12 protein-coding genes are annotated in these 17,141 nt (G+C 62.9%); 9 read left to right on the top strand and 3 right to left on the bottom strand.

Features of this window, described 5'->3' with window-relative positions; genetic code table 11:
• The first annotated feature begins 179 nt into the window (after positions 1 to 179).
• Entirely contained in the window at positions 180 to 2,516 is a 2,337-nt protein-coding gene (locus SMA01S_RS10980) for a glycoside hydrolase family 31 protein (protein ID WP_245649240.1), read from the top strand.
• A 140-nt stretch (positions 2,517 to 2,656) separates the two neighbouring features.
• Here SMA01S_RS10980 and SMA01S_RS10975 read toward each other — a convergent pair whose 3' ends face one another.
• Positions 2,657 to 4,306: an alpha-L-fucosidase gene (locus SMA01S_RS10975; RefSeq protein ID WP_066821527.1), complete on the bottom strand. Its 1,650-nt coding sequence runs from the start codon at positions 4,304 to 4,306 to the stop codon at positions 2,657 to 2,659.
• Between the two features lie 209 nt (positions 4,307 to 4,515).
• The gene (locus tag SMA01S_RS10970) at positions 4,516 to 5,415 is read right to left on the bottom strand and encodes an alcohol dehydrogenase catalytic domain-containing protein (protein WP_245649245.1); all 900 of its coding nucleotides are present in this window, start codon (positions 5,413 to 5,415) and stop codon (positions 4,516 to 4,518) included.
• Between SMA01S_RS10970 and SMA01S_RS25145 the strand changes: the two genes are divergently transcribed.
• Entirely contained in the window at positions 5,365 to 5,556 is a 192-nt protein-coding gene (locus tag SMA01S_RS25145; protein ID WP_245649246.1) for a hypothetical protein, read from the top strand. The genes SMA01S_RS10970 and SMA01S_RS25145 overlap by 51 nt on opposite strands.
• A gap of 348 nt (positions 5,557 to 5,904) precedes the next feature.
• Here the strand turns inward: SMA01S_RS25145 and SMA01S_RS10965 are convergent, their stop codons facing one another.
• Positions 5,905 to 6,672, bottom strand: coding sequence for an IclR family transcriptional regulator (locus SMA01S_RS10965; RefSeq protein WP_369405666.1), 768 nt, complete (start codon positions 6,670 to 6,672; stop codon positions 5,905 to 5,907).
• Between the two features lie 330 nt (positions 6,673 to 7,002).
• Between SMA01S_RS10965 and SMA01S_RS10960 the strand changes: the two genes are divergently transcribed.
• The 7 genes from SMA01S_RS10960 to SMA01S_RS10935 all read left to right on the top strand — a co-directional run bounded on the left by SMA01S_RS10960 (position 7,003) and on the right by SMA01S_RS10935 (position 17,141).
• Positions 7,003 to 8,553 carry an alpha-L-fucosidase gene (locus SMA01S_RS10960; RefSeq protein WP_066821518.1) on the top strand — a complete coding sequence of 517 codons (1,551 nt, stop codon included), beginning with the start codon at positions 7,003 to 7,005 and terminating at the stop codon, positions 8,551 to 8,553.
• Positions 8,554 to 8,631: 78 nt separating this feature from the next.
• A complete protein-coding gene (locus SMA01S_RS10955) occupies positions 8,632 to 10,710 on the top strand; it encodes a beta-galactosidase (RefSeq protein ID WP_066821515.1) in 2,079 nt (692 codons plus the stop codon).
• Between the two features lie 139 nt (positions 10,711 to 10,849).
• Positions 10,850 to 11,110 (top strand): hypothetical protein, encoded by a 261-nt coding sequence (locus SMA01S_RS24560; RefSeq protein WP_157093899.1) that lies wholly within the window; start codon positions 10,850 to 10,852, stop codon positions 11,108 to 11,110.
• A 566-nt stretch (positions 11,111 to 11,676) separates the two neighbouring features.
• Complete coding sequence (locus SMA01S_RS10950) at positions 11,677 to 13,704, top strand: right-handed parallel beta-helix repeat-containing protein (protein WP_066821512.1); 2,028 nt, start codon at positions 11,677 to 11,679, stop codon at positions 13,702 to 13,704.
• Positions 13,701 to 15,338, top strand: coding sequence for a rhamnogalacturonidase (locus tag SMA01S_RS10945; RefSeq protein WP_245649239.1), 1,638 nt, complete (start codon positions 13,701 to 13,703; stop codon positions 15,336 to 15,338). Before SMA01S_RS10950 ends, SMA01S_RS10945 begins: the two co-directional genes overlap by 4 nt.
• 8 nt (positions 15,339 to 15,346) lie before the next feature.
• Complete coding sequence (locus SMA01S_RS10940; RefSeq protein ID WP_066821509.1) at positions 15,347 to 16,318, top strand: 2-hydroxyacid dehydrogenase; 972 nt, start codon at positions 15,347 to 15,349, stop codon at positions 16,316 to 16,318.
• A complete protein-coding gene (locus SMA01S_RS10935) occupies positions 16,308 to 17,141 on the top strand; it encodes a kinase (RefSeq protein ID WP_066821506.1) in 834 nt (277 codons plus the stop codon). The genes SMA01S_RS10940 and SMA01S_RS10935 overlap by 11 nt, the downstream gene beginning before the upstream one ends.

The raw sequence follows: 17,141 nt of genomic DNA, 5'->3' as shown, positions 1-17,141 counted from the left end.
CACGTTTGACGCCACCGGTTGGACTTCCTCTTCTGCCAGCCGGGTTGCACAAGCGAATGCCGAATGGTAGCGATAACATCGAATGAAATAGGCCGCTCATAGGGGCAAACAAGGCGGGGTCACCGCTGTCCGCCAGGGCGATCAGGGAGAGGCATAGAATGGCGAGATCACGCGCAAGAATGGCATTGGCAAATCCGCGCGCCGTCGTTCTTCTGGCTGCAGCGTTCCTCATCAATGCTCCGGGGGCTGCCGCTCAGACGTCGCCGCTGGTCGACCGCAATGGCAGCATCGTGGCGATCGAAGGATACGGGCCAAATATTGTCCGGATCACGATCGCCACCGATCGAGCGCTCGCCGCGGCGGGACCTGGCCCCGGCATCACCGGCCAGGCCGACCAGGCGAGCTGGACACATGTCCGGGACTCAGGCGGCGACGTGTTCCGTTCGGCCGCGCTCACCGTCGCGGTCGCAGCGCAACCCTGGCCCAAGGCACCGACGCAGATGGAGCGCTATTTCGCTCCGTCGCTGCCGCCCGTATCCATCACCATCGCCGGTGCGGACGGCCGCGCGATTACCGGTATGACCGGTTGGGAAATGGCGCCGCAAACCGTCAATGGCGAGAAGACCTTCCGCGTTGGCGCGAGCTTTTCCGACACCGCCGACACTCATTATTACGGGCTTGGCCAAAACCAGGAAGGCGTGCTCGACCTGCGTGGACGGACGATCGACTGCCGCCATTATTATGACGCGCCCGCCGGCGAGCAGGTCTGCGTGCCCTTTCTCGTCACGAACAAGGGTTATGCGATCCTGTGGGACAATCCGGCCGCGACCACCGTGTCCGCCGGACTGCACAACGCCACCCGTTTCCAGAGCCAGGTCGGCGAGCGCGTCTCGTTCTTCATCATTACCGGCGCATCCGCCGACGACCTCTATGCCGGTTATCGTCGCCTGACCGGGACAACCCCGCTGCCGCCCAAGGCGGCCTTTGGTCTCATCCAGTCCAAGGCCCGCTACGAGAGCCAGGCCGAACTGATGGGGGTCGCGCAGGAGTATCGACGCCGCGGCTACCCGCTCGACGCGATGGTGCTCGACTGGTTCTACTGGACGCGGATGGGCCAGCTCGACATCGACCGGACCTATTTTCCCGACCCCAAGGGCATGAACGACCAACTCCACGCCATGGGGATGCATTCGATCATCAGCGTCTGGCCGCGGTTCGAACGCGAATCGCGCTATTTCGACATGCTCGCCGCGAAGGGCTGGCTGCTTCACGACAAGGACGGCAAGGTCGTCGATGGACTGCCCGTTCGGTCCGATCGCGCCGGCGCCCTGCTGGATTCGACCAACCCCGAGGCCCGCGCCTGGTTCTGGCAACGCATCCGCGACAACATCTTGAGCCAGGGCTTCGATTATACCTGGCTCGACGAAACCGAACCTGATCTCGTCCCCGACGGCTTCTTCTATTCGATCGGGTCGGGCGACCGGTATCACAACCTGTTTCCGTTGCTGCACACGTCCTCCGTGGCCCAAGGCTCGGCTGCCGATCGCCCGAACTTCCGCAACATGATCCTGTGTCGTGCGGCCTATCTGGGCACCCAGGCGAACGGCTGCCTGTTCTGGTCTTCCGACGTGCAGTCGACATGGGAGGCCCTTCGGCGGCAGGTGCCGACGGGGCTCGGCTTCACGGCCTCAGGCCTGGCCTATTGGGGATCGGATACGGGCGGCTGGCAGTGGCCGAGCGGTCCGCCGGCGCGGCGCCCCGTTCTGGTCGACCCAGCCGGCGCGAAGACGATGGCGCCGGATTATCGCGACTATCCCGAGCTGTTCGTGCGTTGGTTCGAGTATAATACGCTAACGCCGACCTTGCGCATCCACGGCCAGCGGCCGGCCACTGCCATCTGGGAATATGGCGCGGCGGCAGAGCCGATCCTCGCGCAGTGGCTGCGGCTGCGCTATTCGCTCATCCCCTATCTTTACCCATTGGGCCGCGAAACCTACGACACCGGCGCGCCGTTCATGCGCGCGCTGTTCATGGACTTCCCCGCCGACACCCAGGCATCGACCATCGGCGACGAATATATGCTCGGGCCGGCGTTGCTCGTCGCGCCGGTGACCGAACAGGGCGCGACCAGCCGCAAGGTCTATCTGCCCGCCGGCACCGACTGGTACGACTGGTGGACCAACGCGAAGGTGGCCGGAGGCCAGTGGATCGACTCGCCCGCGCCGATCGATCGCATTCCCGTGTTCGTCCGCGCCGGCTCGATCGTACCGATCGGCGTGCAGGTGCCGAGCACCGCCACGCGCCAGCCGCTGGAGAAGATCCGGGTCTATCCGGGCCGCGACGCCCGCTTCGCGCTCTATGACGACGACGGGACCACCAACGACTATCGGGCGCGCGGCGGCAAGACTGCCGAGCTGCGCTGGGATGAGGCCAGCCACAGGCTCACCGCATCCGGCGCCCTTCCGACGGGACAGGCGCTCGCCCCCCTGGTGGAGGTTGTCGGCGCAAGCAAATAGGAATCCAAGCCGCTGCTTGTCGCGGACATGCCATCATGACCATACCGACCTCGTCGCGGAAGACGTGACGTCGTCATGACTGATAGCTAGATTCGGCCCACCCTCGCGTGGACAAGGGAAGAAGAGCGTTTTCTTCCCAATCAAACCACGCCTTGCCCGGTGATCTTCAGCACGGGGGTGAAGGCGGGTTTTGCATCCGGAAGCTTGACCGTCAGGCCATCCATGCCCAGCTCAAACGGCACCGGTCCATAGCCCAGAAGCTCGACCTTTTCGATCCTGCCCTTGCGCTGCGGCGAGCCCGCGGCCATCGAATAGACCGTCAGATATGGCGCGTTGGGCCATTCCGCCGCCAAGGCATAAAGCACGCCCGCCTTTGTGGTGAAGCGGATATCCTCGTGCGACAGCCCTTCCGCGACATCTTCACTTTGAAAACCTTCGGCGAAACGGGTCGGGCCTTCGCCATAGATGTCCCAGGGACGGGTATCGAAGATCGCCTCGGCATTGATCTCCATCCAGCCGGCCAGATCGGTCAGGATCTTTTCTTCCTTATCGTCGATCTCGCCATTGCCGCGCAGCGGAATGCTGAGCAGCAATGCGCCGTTCTTCGACACCGTGTCGATCAGACGCTGGATGACCTGCTTGGCGGTCTTGTAGCCGTTATTGTCATAGAGGCGGCGGTCATAATGCCACTGGCCGATGCAGGTGCAGGTCTGCCAGGGCTTGTCGCGCAAGTGGTTCGAGAAGCCGCGTTCGACATTCTTGACCAGAGCTCTCGACTGGTCCTCATCCAGACCATTGCTCGTAACCACGGCCTGCAAACCGTTATTCCATTTGATGTTCTTATTATAGAAATGGGCTACGGCTTCCAGTCCCGTCTGGCCAAGCGGCATGACGTTGCAGTCGAAAAACACGAAGTCGGGGCGGTATTGCTCGACGAGATTCATTTGTCGCGCCAGCCAATGCTTTGCGTACCACGGATTATTTGGCGGCGGCGTTTCCAACCACTGTTCGGTGACCTGGTTGAACGCGTTCATGTCCTTGATCGTCTTGATTCCGTCGGGCGGCGTGAAACCTGCCGCCGGGCCGGTATAAAGCGCCTGTGGATCGAGGCCGTCCCACCACTTACCCTTGCCGTCGTCCTTTCGGCGCGTAGCGGCGTCATACCGCACCCCATGCATGATGCCCTCAGTGTCGTACCCATAAGCCGTCTGCCACCAGAGCCAGGCGTGGCCCGAGTGGTTCGAGACGCCAAAACGCAATCCGTGATCGCGGGTCACCTTGGCCCACTCGCCGACAATATCGCGTTTCGGGCCGACCTTCGTCGAGTTCCAGGCATGATATTTCGAGTTGAAGTTGTCGAAATTGTCGTGATGACTCGCCATCGAGACGAAATACTTCGCGCCCGCTTTCTTATAGAGCCCCATCAGGCGCTCCGGATCCCACTTGTCCACCTTCCAGGTGTTGATGATGTCCATGAAACCATAGACGCTGGGGTGACCATAATTGGCGACGTGGTGGTTATAATAATCGCTGCCCTGGATATACATCCGGCGGCCGTACCAGTCGCCGAATTCCGGCACACATTGCGGTCCCCAGTGCGCCCAGATGCCGAACTTCGCGTCGCGGAACCAATCCGGCGTCTGGTAGCCGGCTTCCAGCGACTCCCAACTGCCCTCGAAAACGGGCTTTGCCTCTCTTGCTTCGGATTTGGCCAGAGCAAGTGCGGCGACTGCGTTCGTGGCGACCAGGCTGGACGCCCCAGTCAGAAGGTTGCGACGCGAAAGTTTCATTCGATGACTTTCCTCAAAAAAGGAGGACGCAAGTTGCAAGCGTCCGACGCTGGCCAGCAACAGCGGACAGGGTTGATCAATTGCATTGACGCGTCGACGAAACTGACACCCGATCGGACGCCCCGCGTTCCAACCGCGCAAATCGAAAAGCCCTGCCTGGCGATACAGGAGAACCGTCGGGACCGACCGGAAACAGGTCTTGGCGGCGATCAGAAAGACGCGACGACCTTGAGAATGGTGTCGGCATTGCGGATCAATTCGGGCAAGCGCAGCGGCAGTTCATCGGCCGCGATGCTGTGGGTGTGCAGGACGTCGGTCGGGATGGCACCAGACTTGATCGCTTCGATCACCCGCGAGAAATCCTCGGCCAGCGCGTTTCGGCTCGCGATCAGCGTCGCCTCACGCTTATGGAACTCCGGGTCTTCGAAGCTGAGTTCGCCTTGCGCGACGCCGACCAGCACCAGTGCGCCGCCATGCGCGACGAACGACAAGCTGCGACGCATCGCCTCCAGCGATCCGGTGGCGTCGACCACGACGTCGAACATGTCGCCGTTGGTGTGGTCGGCAAGCGACTGATCGAGCCGGTCATCCGCGACCACCCCGTCTAATCCGAGGCGATCGCGAACGAAGGCGACCCGCGCTGCCAGCCGATCGACGAGTAACGGCCTTCTCCCATCCAGCTTCGCAAACAGTGCGGTCGCCACACCGATCGGCCCGGCGCCCACGACGAGCAGATGGTCGCCGCCTTTCGGCGCGCGGGCGGCCGCATGCGCTCCCACTGCCAAGAACTCGACCATCGCCGCCTGCGCCGGCGAGAGGCCCTCCGCATCGATCACCGCCGTTTGCGGCACCGCCAGAAATTCGCACATGCCGCCATCGACATGGACACCTAGCACGCGAATATTCACGCACGCATTGGGCTTGCCGCGGCGGCACGCCACACAATGGCCGCACGCGAGATAGGGGTTGATCGCGACCTGCTGCCCGACGCGCAGTGACGTCCCCTCGCCCAGGGCGACGATTTCCCCGCCCAATTCGTGGCCCATGATCCGCGGATAATGAAGAAAGGGGTGTTTGCCGGCGAAGATATGGAAGTCGGTGCCGCACAAGCCGATTTGCCGAATATGGATCAGCGCCTCGCCGGGTCCGGGCTGCGGTTTATCCCGCGCGATAACATCCAATTGAAACGGCTCATGGCAGACAATGGCGCGCATAACAGTCGGCCCCTCCTGGACAGCGCCATCGCATGATTATTTCCGTATGTGCAAGTCCGTTCTCGCCAGCGCTAAGAGATTTTGGTCAACCTTCAGGCGCCAAGTTCCCAAGACGGTAACTCGTGTTCCCTAGATCGATAGTCTCGGACCAGGTTCGCCGACACGATGCCGTTGCGATCGGGTCGTCGTAGATCGCAGCCCCCAAGTCGCTCACCGGCGTCCGGTCGAGGACGGGTAAGCAGCCGCGAGGGGTTGTGCTTGGGTGGTCAATGGGCAGTGCCGATGGCGATGCTCCTGAGTCTTTGCCGTTTTCTGGTCGTTGCCCGCCTTCGCCGAATCGCGCGGAACGTCGAACCGACAATGTCGTCAGAGGTCGTGGAGGGGTCAGTCCGGTTGGTAGCCTAGCCGATCCGATACCCGCATCGTCGCCGAGTGAAGGAGATCGCGCGCTGCATCGATATGGACCTTCTGCGAACCGTCGATCAGTTCGAGGAAAGGAATCGTCAACGCCGCGATGACCTCGCGATCAAAGCCGAAAACCGGAAAGCTGATGTCGGTCACACCGTAGGTGATCGGACTTTGGCGCAGATCGAAGCCGGCAGCGCGAATGGCTTCCTTTCGCTCCGTCAGCCACGCGCGATCCACTTCGATGCCGCGCTCGCTCTCCGCTGCACGGACAATTTGTTCGCAGCGCTGATCATTTGAAAATGCCAGGATGACCTGACCCGAACAACTTCTCACAATGTCGATATGAGCGCCGACCTTGAGCGCGAAGCCGCGCGTACCAGGCTGTTCCTCCCGCGCTATCACGATGCCCCGACCGCCGTTCGGCACGACCAGATGGCAGGACTGGCCGGCCTCCATTGCCAGTACCTGCATTTCCGGCAGCGCCGCCCGGACGAGATCCTGCGACGGTGTCGCCCGGTAGGCGAGATCGAGGAGCTTGTAGGTGACGGTGTAGCGGTCGGTCGTCTGCGATTTCTGAAGATATCCCAGCTGCTCCATCACAACCACGATGCGAAACAACTCTCCGACGGTCCTCCCCAGATCGGCCGCCATTTCGCTGACCAGCGCGCCCTGCGGCCATCTCACGAGCAGTTCGATCACCTCGAAGGCCTTTTCGATCGCCGGAGCGGCGTAGGTCCCTTTCACCCCTGTTCGTCCCATCGCGGCCTCAGTCTCTCCATGATCTCTGTGGAAGGCGTGATCGCCCGGCCTGCGCTGCAGCGCAAGTCGGAAGGCCGACACCGCGCATCTGTGGGCGAGCTGGAGGCTGCGTCCACCTCCGCTCGCCGCCCGCCGACGATTGCGACGTCCGAAGGCTCAAGCCTTTGAACCGTTAGCGCTTGGCCGTCCGCCCAACCGCAATTCCATATTGGCTAGGTTGCATCAAAGAGAATAATATTGCACCAATGAAAACAACCGGCGCACCGTCTGTGAAAGCTGGACGGAATTGGCGCACACTAACGGCGGGAGGGAGAGATGACGAAGTTCAGCAAACGCGAGATTTTGAGCGGCCCGCTTCTTGCCCTTGGCGCCGGCGCGCTGGGCCGGATCCGACCTGCTGCAGCGGCGGCACTCTCGGCGGCCGAACGCGACGTCGCGCGCGGTCCGTTCAGCGCGACGCAGGAATCGCTCAAAACCTATCGCACGCCGGATTGGTTCAGAGACGCGAAGTTCGGCATCTGGGCGCATTGGGGGCCGCAGGCGGTGCCGCGCCAGGGCGATTGGTACGCCCGCTTCATGTATGTACCCGGCCATCCGCATTACGACCACCACCTCAAGACCTACGGCCATCCATCGGAAAAGGGTTACAAGGACCTCATTCCGCTCTGGAAGGCCGAGCGCTGGAATCCGGACGCGCTGATGGCCCGCTATGCCGCTGCTGGCGCCAAATATTTCGTGTCCATGGGCGTTCACCACGACAATTTCGACCTGTGGAACTCGAAACATCACCGGTGGAATGCCGCCGTCATGGGTCCGAAGCGCGACGTCGTGGGCACCTGGCAGGCGGCAGCGAAGCGACAAGGACTCCGCTTCGGCGTTTCCGAGCATCTCGGTGCCAGCTATTGCTGGTGGTATCCGAACCATCTCTACGATCAGTTCTGGCCGAAGCTTGGCATCCCCTATGACGGTGCCGATCCGGCCTATGCCGATCTCTATCACGACAATCGCGACGAACCGTTCCGCAACACCAGGGAGAGCTGGTACACCACCAACCCGGCTTACCATCAGCTCTGGCTGAAACGAATCCGCGATCTCGTCGACAGCTACCAGCCGGACCTTCTCTATTCGGACGGCGGCCTACCGTTCGGCGAAGTCGGCCGCACGCTGGTCGCCCATCTCTATAACAGCAGCATTGCCCGGACCGGCCGGCTCGAGGCCGTCTACAATTGCAAGGACAGCGGCACGGGCGAGTTCTTCAAGGAAGGAATGGTGCAGGACGTCGAACGCGGGGTGCTCAAGGGGATCAATCCCCTGCCCTGGCAGACCGACACCTCCAACGGCGACTGGTTCTACAGCGACAATTACAAATACAAGACGCCCAGCGACATCATCACCATGCTTGCGGACATCGTCAGCAAGAACGGCAACATGCTGTTGAACGTAGTCCTTTATGCGGACGGATCGCTGCCGCCGGAATCAGACGAGCTCCTGACCGAGCTCTCGGCGTGGATGAGGGTCAACGCCGAAGCCATCCACGGCACTCGCCCGTGGAACGTCTACGGCGAGGGACCGACCGAGGCAGCGGAGGGTATGTTCAAGGAGGATGTCGATTATTCCGCGCGCGACATCCGCTTCACGGTCAAAGGCAAGGCGCTCTATGCGATTACGCTGGGCGAACCGTCGAACCTGACGGAGATCGCTTCGTTGCGGACCGGCGCGCCGCATGCGCAGGGCCGCGTCGTTGGCGTCGAACTGCTCGGTGCTGGCCCGGTTCAGTTTCGCCGCACCTCGAAAGCCCTTTCGATCGCCGTTCCCGGCCGTCTGCCGACCCGCCACGCCAGCGTTTTCAAGATACATTGGGCCTGACACCCAAGGAGCGCCGGGGCCAGCGCGACCGATCTCCCCGGCCGTTTCGACCATCGATCCATCGAAGAAGGACCTACCATGCACCGCCGCTCGGCTAGCCTCGCCGCCATTGCCCTAGCATTCGTTGTTTTTAGTGGCGTTGCGCCGAACAGTCTCACGTCACCGGCGAGTGCGCAAAGCGCGGTCGGGCACCCCGAATGGCCAGGCAAGGGCCAGTTGTTCGTCGGCACCTGCTATCAGCCGGTCGATCGCAGCCCGGAACAGATTCGGCAGGATATCGCGATCATGAAGGCCGCGGGCTTCAACCTGGTGCGCATGGGCGATCTGTCCTGGGACTCGTTCGAGCCGGAAGAAGGTCGCTTCACGTTCGAGTGGTTCGACAAGGTTATCGATCAGATGCACCAGGCCGGCATCCGGGTCATCGTCGATATCCCCGGTGAACCGGCGCCGATCTGGATGCACAAAAGCTATCCTGGGGTCGACATCATCAACCAGGACGGCGTCAGGATCAACGCGGCGAGCCGCTATTGGGACAATATCAGCGATCCGGACTATCGCCGCCTGGCCAAGCGCCTCGCGCAGAAGATGATGGAACGATATGCGCGAAATCCTGCGGTCATCGCCGTGGGTTACGACAATGAGATCGGGAATGGGCACATGTCCTATTCCGCTGCCGATCGTGACCGCTTCGTCGCCTGGCTCAAACGCCGCTACGGCTCGATCGAGGCGCTCAACAAAGCTTGGGCGACCCAGCGCTGGTCACGCCGCATCAACAGCTGGGATCAGGTGGACCTGCCCTACGAACGCGGCCCCGGCCCGAACGAACGCTATCTCGACCTGCGCCGTTACTGGTCCGACGACACGATCGGCGCGCTCGAGGATCTGGAAGCGGTGCGCAAGCAATATGCGCCGAACCTTCCCGTCGCTTCCAACTTCTGGCCGACGGCGGGCACCAAGGGCTTTGACTATCTGCGCTCGTGGGAGAAGATCTCGACGTATGGCGCGCAAGGCTTTTATCCGGGCGACCCGGGGGGCGCCGCGTTCGAGGCGATGTCAAACCGTGCAGGTCATGACACCCCGCTCTGGTTCAACGAGTTCACCGCCGGTGGCGGCGGCTATTACGGCACACCCGGCCGCTCGCGGATGTGGGCCTATTTCGGCCTGATCTACTACACGCAGACCTTCCTCGCCTGGACGTTCAATTCGCATATCGGCGGCGAGGAGCAGGCGCTTTTCGGCCTGGTCGATCATGACGGCCGCCCGTCGTGGAAAGTCGACGAATTCGCCCAGATCGCGCGCGAGTTCCAGACGATGAAGACGCTGGGGTTTCCGCGCTACCGCCAGCCCGAGGTCGCCGTGAACTTCTCGTTCCAAAACCTCTGGCTGACCAGCCCGCCCCCGGGGCCGAACACGATGCCGGAATATTTCAAGGGCAATTACACCGGGCAGGCCCAGACGGCCTTCCGGCCGTTCTTCGAGGACAATATCGACGCCGCGGTCATCGACGTCGGCCACGACGCGCTCGATCGGTACAAGCTCGCGATCCTTCCCAGCACCTATGTGATGGACGAGCCGACTGCGGCGGCCGTGCGAAAGTACGTCGCCAATGGCGGGACGGTGATCATGACCGGCTATTCGGCGAAGGTCGATGAAACGGGCAAATGGTTCGAAACTTCCCTGCCCGGCCGGTTGAGCGACGTTTTCGGCCTGCGGACCAATGCGTTCTATCGCGCCGAACAGCCATTGAAGGTCACCTTCGACGGTCAGACGCTGACCGGCAGCGATCCCTATTATGAAGTACTCGAACTCGGCACCGCCAAGCCGCTGGCGACATTCTCCAACACGCCGCAAAAGAGCGCCGCGATCACCGTCAATCATTTCGGCAAGGGCCAGGCAATCTATGTCGCCACCGCGCCGCAAACCGAACTCCTTGGGCCGCTGGTGCGCTCGCTCTATCCAGCGCTTGGCATAAAGCGCGGGCCCGCGACGCCGCCCGGCGTGATCGCTCGCGAGGTCGATGGGCGTACGCTTTACGTCAACACCACACCGTCTCCGATCACCGTCTCGTTCAACGGCGTGAAGACCGGCGTGCTGTCGCACAAGCGCTACGCGGGCACCATTGCGCTAGCGTCGTACGGCGTGGAGCTCGTTCAATAGGGATTTTTTTGAATTCACTGTCGCGCAGACGATCTGGATCCGTCAGCGAGACGGGTCCTCCGGCGCGCATGGCGACGCGGCGCTCGTCCTTGAAGCGGCAGAACCATGCGCTCGCTAACCTTGCGCTGCTGCAGATGGCGTGATCGCAGTCGAGCTTGTCTTTGCAGCGGCGCTTGGACGCCGCGAAGATTCCAGCATTCGGGTATTTCTGGCCGACCAGCGTCTTCCGCTCATCGTCGAATCGATGGGCCAGCCGCCACAGTTTCGGCCCGCTCGCTTGATCGGCAGACGAAACGATCTGGTACCAGCTGAAATGTGTGGCTGGCTGGGGCGGCAGGATTCATTAGTGAGATCTATCTATTTGATTTACAACTATATTACGTTTCGCACTGACTGGTGAGACCAACAAAAAGACCAACAGCGATGCAACTCTGGTTGGCAAAGTTGAGCCAGATATTGCACGGGAGCGCTGCCTCCGAGAGCAGCAGTAACAGTTTCGAGTCCAAAGTATTTACCAGGCGCGGAATGCCTTGACTCTAGCCGGATACGGAAGGCCGCGTGGCAGTACGCCATCCCGATCAAAATGACAGCAATCGGCTATGGTCGATTGCAATTGTCGGGCGGGTCTAGCGTCCGCAAGGCGCCCTATTGTCGCCGTTAACCATCGCCGGCAGCGAATCTAAAAGCGGTCGTTCGCCTAAATTGCGGCCATGCGACCGCTACGGGTGGGAAGCGGTGTCAGGCCCGCTGTGTTATGTCTCCCGTCACAGCGTCCACATCGAACCCGAGCAGGCCGCAAGCGGATTGTCCATCAGCGTTTCAGTAGGGGGGCCTAGCTCCTTGAGCTTTCCACGACATTGGTCTCCCGCGCCTCCCGCGATCCAGCATAATTGACATATCTATCCTGCATATTGCTATATCAGATGGCAGAGGTCGACGATCGACCCGAAGGGGAGTGGGACAGATATGTGGCGCCGCATTGCGATCCTTCTATGTGTCACCGTGTCGTCTGGGGGACTGGCGCAGCAGCAGGCAACGGTCGGCTTTTTCGTCTCGCCCGTCGGCGATGACAAAGGCCCGGGCACGCAGGACAGGCCCTTCCGCACGCTGAAGCGCGCCCAGGCAGCAATTCGGACCGCCAATCAGAGCAACGATGTGGTGCTGACCGTGATGGATGGTACCTATCGGCTAGAAGCGCCTCTCGACCTGGCAGCCGCGGACGGCGGCCTGAACGGCCATAGCGTCACGTGGAAGGCGGCCGGCAATGCCCATCCAGTGATCTCCGGCGGCGTCGCCGTGGAAGGCTGGAAGCTCGCCGACCGGGCCCGCAATCTCTACGTCGCCTCGGTCCCCAAGGGCGTGGATGCTCGCCAGCTCTGGGTGGATGGCCGCCTCGCCAAGCGCGCGGCGGTCGAGATCCCGCGCTCGGCGGTGACCTTCACTGATGCCGCGCTGGTGATCAACGATCCGGCCTACGACTATCTTGCCAAACTACCCGATCAACGCCGCGTCGAAGTGGAGGGCCTGGGCTACTTCACCAATCGCTTTGCGCCGGTCGAGCGAATCGAAGGCCGAAGGCTGGTCATGCAGCAGCCTGCATGGGACAATAACAATTGGGGCTATGACACGCTGAACAAGCCCTATGGGCCCGAGTTCGCGCATCTCTATCTGGTCAACTCGCTCGCCTTCCTGACCCAGCCCGACCAATGGTATCTCGATCCCGCGGCAGGCAAGCTATATTATCGCCCCCGGCCCGGCACCGACATGACCAAGGTCCGTGTCGAACTGCCCCGCCTGCGCTATCTGATCTCGATCAGCGGCAGCTACGACCGTCCGGTCCGCGACATCAGCTTCAGCGGCTTCCGTTTTTCCCATACGAGCTGGATGGGTCCCTCGACGAACGAGGGCTATGCCAACCAGCAGAGCGGCACGTTCCTGGCGGGCGTATCGAAGAGTCGACCGGCGGATGCGCTGACGAACTGCTCCTGGGGCTGTCCCGGCTTCGAGATACGGCGCAACGAATGGTCGCAGATTCCCGCCGCGATCCAAGTCTCGGCCGCGCAGCGGATCAAGTTCGATCATAACGTCTTCGCCCATCTCGGCCAGGTCGCGCTGGGCATCGGCAACAACCCCGACGCGAACGCCAGCGGCATCGGCTATGGCGCCCAGGCGATCGAGATCTCCTCAAACGTCTTCACCGACATCGCCGCCGGGGCGATCCTGGTGGGCGGCGTGCGGCGTGAAGCGCATCATCCGGTCAATGAGGGTCAGACCAACCGCCAGGTGATGATCCGCAACAACCGCATCTCGAAAGTGAGCCAGGATTATCGGGACAATAGCGCGGTGCTCAGCACCTATGTCGATCGGGCGCTGATCCTGCACAACGACATTTCGGACGTGCCCTATGACGGAATCGACATCGGCTGGGGGTGGGGCCTGAACGATTCCGGAGGCAACCCGTCCTACCGCACGCGCGAACGCGGCTATTACGACTATGCGCCCAATCTCGTCTATCGCGAGCCGACGACGCACCGAGACGTGATCGTCGCCTATAACCGTATCCATGGCGCCAAGCAGCATTTCGAGGATGGCGGCGCGATCTACAATCTCTCCGCCAGCCCCGGCACGGTGATCGCGGAGAATTACATCTACGATATCCCGAAGAAGATCGCGCTCTATCTCGACGAAGGGTCGCGCTACGTGACGGTCCGCGGCAACGTGGTCGACGGTGCGGGCAAGTGGCTCAACGTCAACACGGTGCGCGGCTCTTTCCCCGAACGGATCAGCCCGGACAACACCGCCACCGGCAACTGGCACAACACCACCGAAATCGGTGGGATGTGGGATGCCTATCAGAACAATCTGATCCTTGACGACCATTTGGTGAAGGGCACGGCCTGGCCGGCTGAGGCGCGCAAAGTGATGGACGCATCCGGCATCGAGCCAAAAGCGGGCGTACCCATCTATGACCCCGCGACTGGGGTGGTGAAGTGAATGGCGCACCCAGGCGATTGCGGGCCGAAGCCGAACTGAGCCGCCGCGCCGTCGCCATCGGGCTGGGCGCCGCGCTGCTCTCGCAGCCGGCGCTGGCCCAGGCCGCGCGATCGCTGGGCGCATTCTACGACGTGCGTGCCTATGGCGCGCGGGGCGAGGGCAAGACGATCGACAACCACGCGATCAACCGCGCGATCGAAGCGGCGACCAAGGCAGGCGGCGGCACCGTCGTCGTGCCGCCGGGACGCTATCTTTGCTTCTCGATCCGGCTGAGGGACAATGTGACGATCGTGCTGACGGCGGGCGCGGTGATCGAAGCTGCCGATCCCGTCGCGCACAAAGGCGCCTATGACGAGCCCGAGAACGACATGGAGGAGCAATTCCAGGATTTCGGCATCACCCATGTTCATAACAGCCTGATCTATGGCGACGGCGTCAGCAACGTCGCGATCGTCGGGCGCGGCATGATTCATGGGCTGGGACTCGACCGTGAAGGCCCGGGCGACCGCTGGCACAACAAGCCCGGCTGGAAGTCGCCAACGGAGCTCGGCATCACCCCGCGCGAGGCGCGGCTGCGCGATCCCAAGGAGCGCGCCGTGCTGGGCCGCGCCAACAAGTCGATCGGGCTGCGCAACTGCCACAATGTGGTACTGCGTGACTTCGTGGTGCTGCAGGGGGGGCATTTCTGCGTGATCGCGCACGGCGTGACCAACATGACGATCGACAATCTCACCATCGACACCGACCGCGACGGTATCGATATCGACTGTTGCCGCGACGTGCGGGTCTCCAACTGCATCGTCAACGCGCCCAAGGACGACGCGATCGTCCTCAAGAGCAGCTACGCGCTCGATCGCAAGGTGATCTGCGAGGACGTCACCGTGATCGGCTGCAAGACGATGGGCTATGCGATGGGATCCCTGCTCGACGGCACCTACCGTCAGTCCTCCTATAGCAGCGTCGACAGCGTCGGGCCGCTGGGCCGCATCAAGCTGGGAACCGAGAGCAATGGCGGTTTCCGCAACATCCAGATCACCAATTGCACCTGCGAGAACAGCCGCGGCATCCTGATCGGCGTGGTGGACGGCGGCACGCTGGAGGACGTACTCATATCCGGAATCACCATGCGTAACCCGGTCAACCATCCGCTGTTCGTGCACCAGGCCGCCCGCCTGCGGGCGCCGGCAGGCACGACGGTGGGCAAGTGCCGGCGCGTCAAGTTCAGCGACATCAACGTATCCGGCGCCGACCCCCGTTATCCATGCGGTGTCGCCGGGATCGCCGACGGACCCGTCGAGGACGTGAGCTTCGCGAACATCGACGTCACCAGCCGCGGCGGCGGCACCGCCGAGGACGCCGCGCGTGTGCCCGAGGACCGGCGGGTAACCAGCCTGGAGGTGAGCTTCATGGGTACGCTTCCCGCGCACGGCTTCTTCGCCAGGCATGCACGCAGGCTGATCCTGCGCGACATGACCTTCCGGACGGAAGCGCCCGACGCGCGCCCGACGATCGTGCTCGACGATGTCCGCGGCGCGATCATCGACGGTATCGTCTCGCAGCGTCCGCGCACGACCGCGATCGACGCGCGTGGCAGCAGCGACGTCACGACCGGTGACATCCGTAATTTCGGATAGGACGAGATATGGCTGTCCCCCGCGTGCTCGTCACGCGCCGCCTGCCCGATGCCGTCGAGCAGCATCTCGGCGCGCGGTTCAATGCTACCTTCAATCCCGACGATACGCCGCTCGATCCAAGCCAGCTCGCCGAGGCGATGCGCGACTATGACGCGCTGTGTCCGACCATCACCGATCGGCTGAATGCGGAAATCCTCGGCCTTGCCGGTGCCCGGGTCCGCATCATCGCCAATTTCGGTGCCGGCATGGACCATGTCGATCTGGCCGCCGCACGGACCGCCGGCATCGTCGTCACCAATACTCCCGATGTCCTCAGCGATGCGACGGCGGAACTGGCAATCACGCTGATGCTGATGACGGCTCGCCGGGCCGGCGAAGGCGAGCGGGTGTTGCGCGCCGGCGCCTGGCAAGGCTGGGCACCGACGAACCTGATCGGGCAGAGCATTGTCGGCAAGACGTTGGGCCTGGTCGGCTTCGGCAGGATCGCGCAGAAGACGGCCGAGTGCGCCCGGGCCGGATTCGGCATGAAGATCGCGTATTACAGCCGTCGCCGCGTCCCCGCCGAAATCGAAGCGAAGTTCGCCGCGCGCTACGTGCCCAGTCTCGAAACACTGGCGGGCGAGGCCGATGTCCTGTCGCTCCATACGCCGGGCGGCGCGGAGACGCGGCACTTGATCGATGCCGCAATGCTCGCGCGCATGAAGCCCAGCGCCATTCTGGTGAATACCGCGCGAGGAACGGTGGTCGACGAGGTCGCGCTCGCCGAGGCCCTCGAGGCAGGCCGCATCGCCGCTGCCGGCCTAGACGTCTACGAGCGGGAACCGCACGTGCACCCTGCCCTTCTCGAACGCGAGGATGTCGTGCTGCTGCCCCATCTCGGCAGCGCCACGATCGAAACCCGCGTGGCGATGGGGATGCGGGCCGCGGCCAATCTCGAGGCATATTTCGGCGGCAAGGAACCGAGAGACCGTGTCGCCTGAATTTCCGCCGGTCGCGACTATCATCGAACGCGACGTAAGGGACGCTCTGGCGCGCGGCGGCGAGCAGCCGATCGTCATCGGCCTGTGCGGCGCGCAGGGCAGCGGCAAGAGCACGGCGGCCGCCCAGGTCCATGCGGCGCTGATTGCGAGCGGCATCCGCTCGGCGGTGCTGTCGCTCGATGACCTCTACCTGACCGCCGCGGAACGGAACGCGCTCAGCGAGGAAGTGCATCCGCTCCTGCGCACGCGCGGCGTGCCCGGGACGCATGACGTGGCGCTCGGCATGATCATCCTCGACCAGCTGCAGTCGGGAAAGCCGGTGCGGCTTCCGAAATTCGACAAGGCGTGTGACGATCGTGCTCCGCCCGATCGTTGGCAGGTCGCCCCGCCGGGCGTCCAGATCGTCCTGTTCGAAGGCTGGTGCGTCGGGGCCCGGCCGCAGAGCCAAGCGGCATTAGCCGCGCCGGTGAACGCGCTCGAGGCGGAACAGGATCGCTCCGGCAGCTGGCGCAGCTATGTCAACGATCAGCTCGCCGGCCGCTATCAATCTTTGTTCGCCCGTCTCGATCGGCTCATCCTGCTGGAGGCCCCAAGCTTCGACGTCGTCCGCGCCTGGCGCACCGAGCAGGAGGAAGGCCTTCGTCGCGCCGCGGGGAACGGGATTGGCGCCGGGATGAACGACGCCGAGATCGAGATCTTCATCCAACATTACGAGCGTCTGACGCGTCACATCCTCGAGGAGATGCCGGCGCGCGCCGATCTCTCGATCGTCCTCGACGAGCACCGAACCGTAATCGGCGTCAAACGCGTCCTAACGAACTGA

The organism is Sphingomonas mali NBRC 15500 (genome assembly GCF_001598415.1).
Classification (GTDB): Bacteria; Pseudomonadota; Alphaproteobacteria; order Sphingomonadales; family Sphingomonadaceae; genus Sphingomonas; species Sphingomonas mali.
This window is presented reverse-complemented; position numbering and strand designations above follow the sequence as displayed.

What these genes read in the sequence shown, in the direction of transcription:
- SMA01S_RS10980 (WP_245649240.1), top strand. Translation starts at nt 180, where the DNA reads ATGGCATTGGCAAATCCGCGCGCCGTCGTTCTTCTGGCTGCAGCGTTC.
- SMA01S_RS10975 (WP_066821527.1), bottom strand. Translation starts at nt 4,306, where the DNA reads ATGAAACTTTCGCGTCGCAACCTTCTGACTGGGGCGTCCAGCCTGGTC.
- SMA01S_RS25145 (WP_245649246.1), top strand. Translation starts at nt 5,365, where the DNA reads ATGAAGAAAGGGGTGTTTGCCGGCGAAGATATGGAAGTCGGTGCCGCA.
- SMA01S_RS10960 (WP_066821518.1), top strand. Translation starts at nt 7,003, where the DNA reads ATGACGAAGTTCAGCAAACGCGAGATTTTGAGCGGCCCGCTTCTTGCC.
- SMA01S_RS10955 (WP_066821515.1), top strand. Translation starts at nt 8,632, where the DNA reads ATGCACCGCCGCTCGGCTAGCCTCGCCGCCATTGCCCTAGCATTCGTT.
- SMA01S_RS10950 (WP_066821512.1), top strand. Translation starts at nt 11,677, where the DNA reads ATGTGGCGCCGCATTGCGATCCTTCTATGTGTCACCGTGTCGTCTGGG.
- SMA01S_RS10940 (WP_066821509.1), top strand. Translation starts at nt 15,347, where the DNA reads ATGGCTGTCCCCCGCGTGCTCGTCACGCGCCGCCTGCCCGATGCCGTC.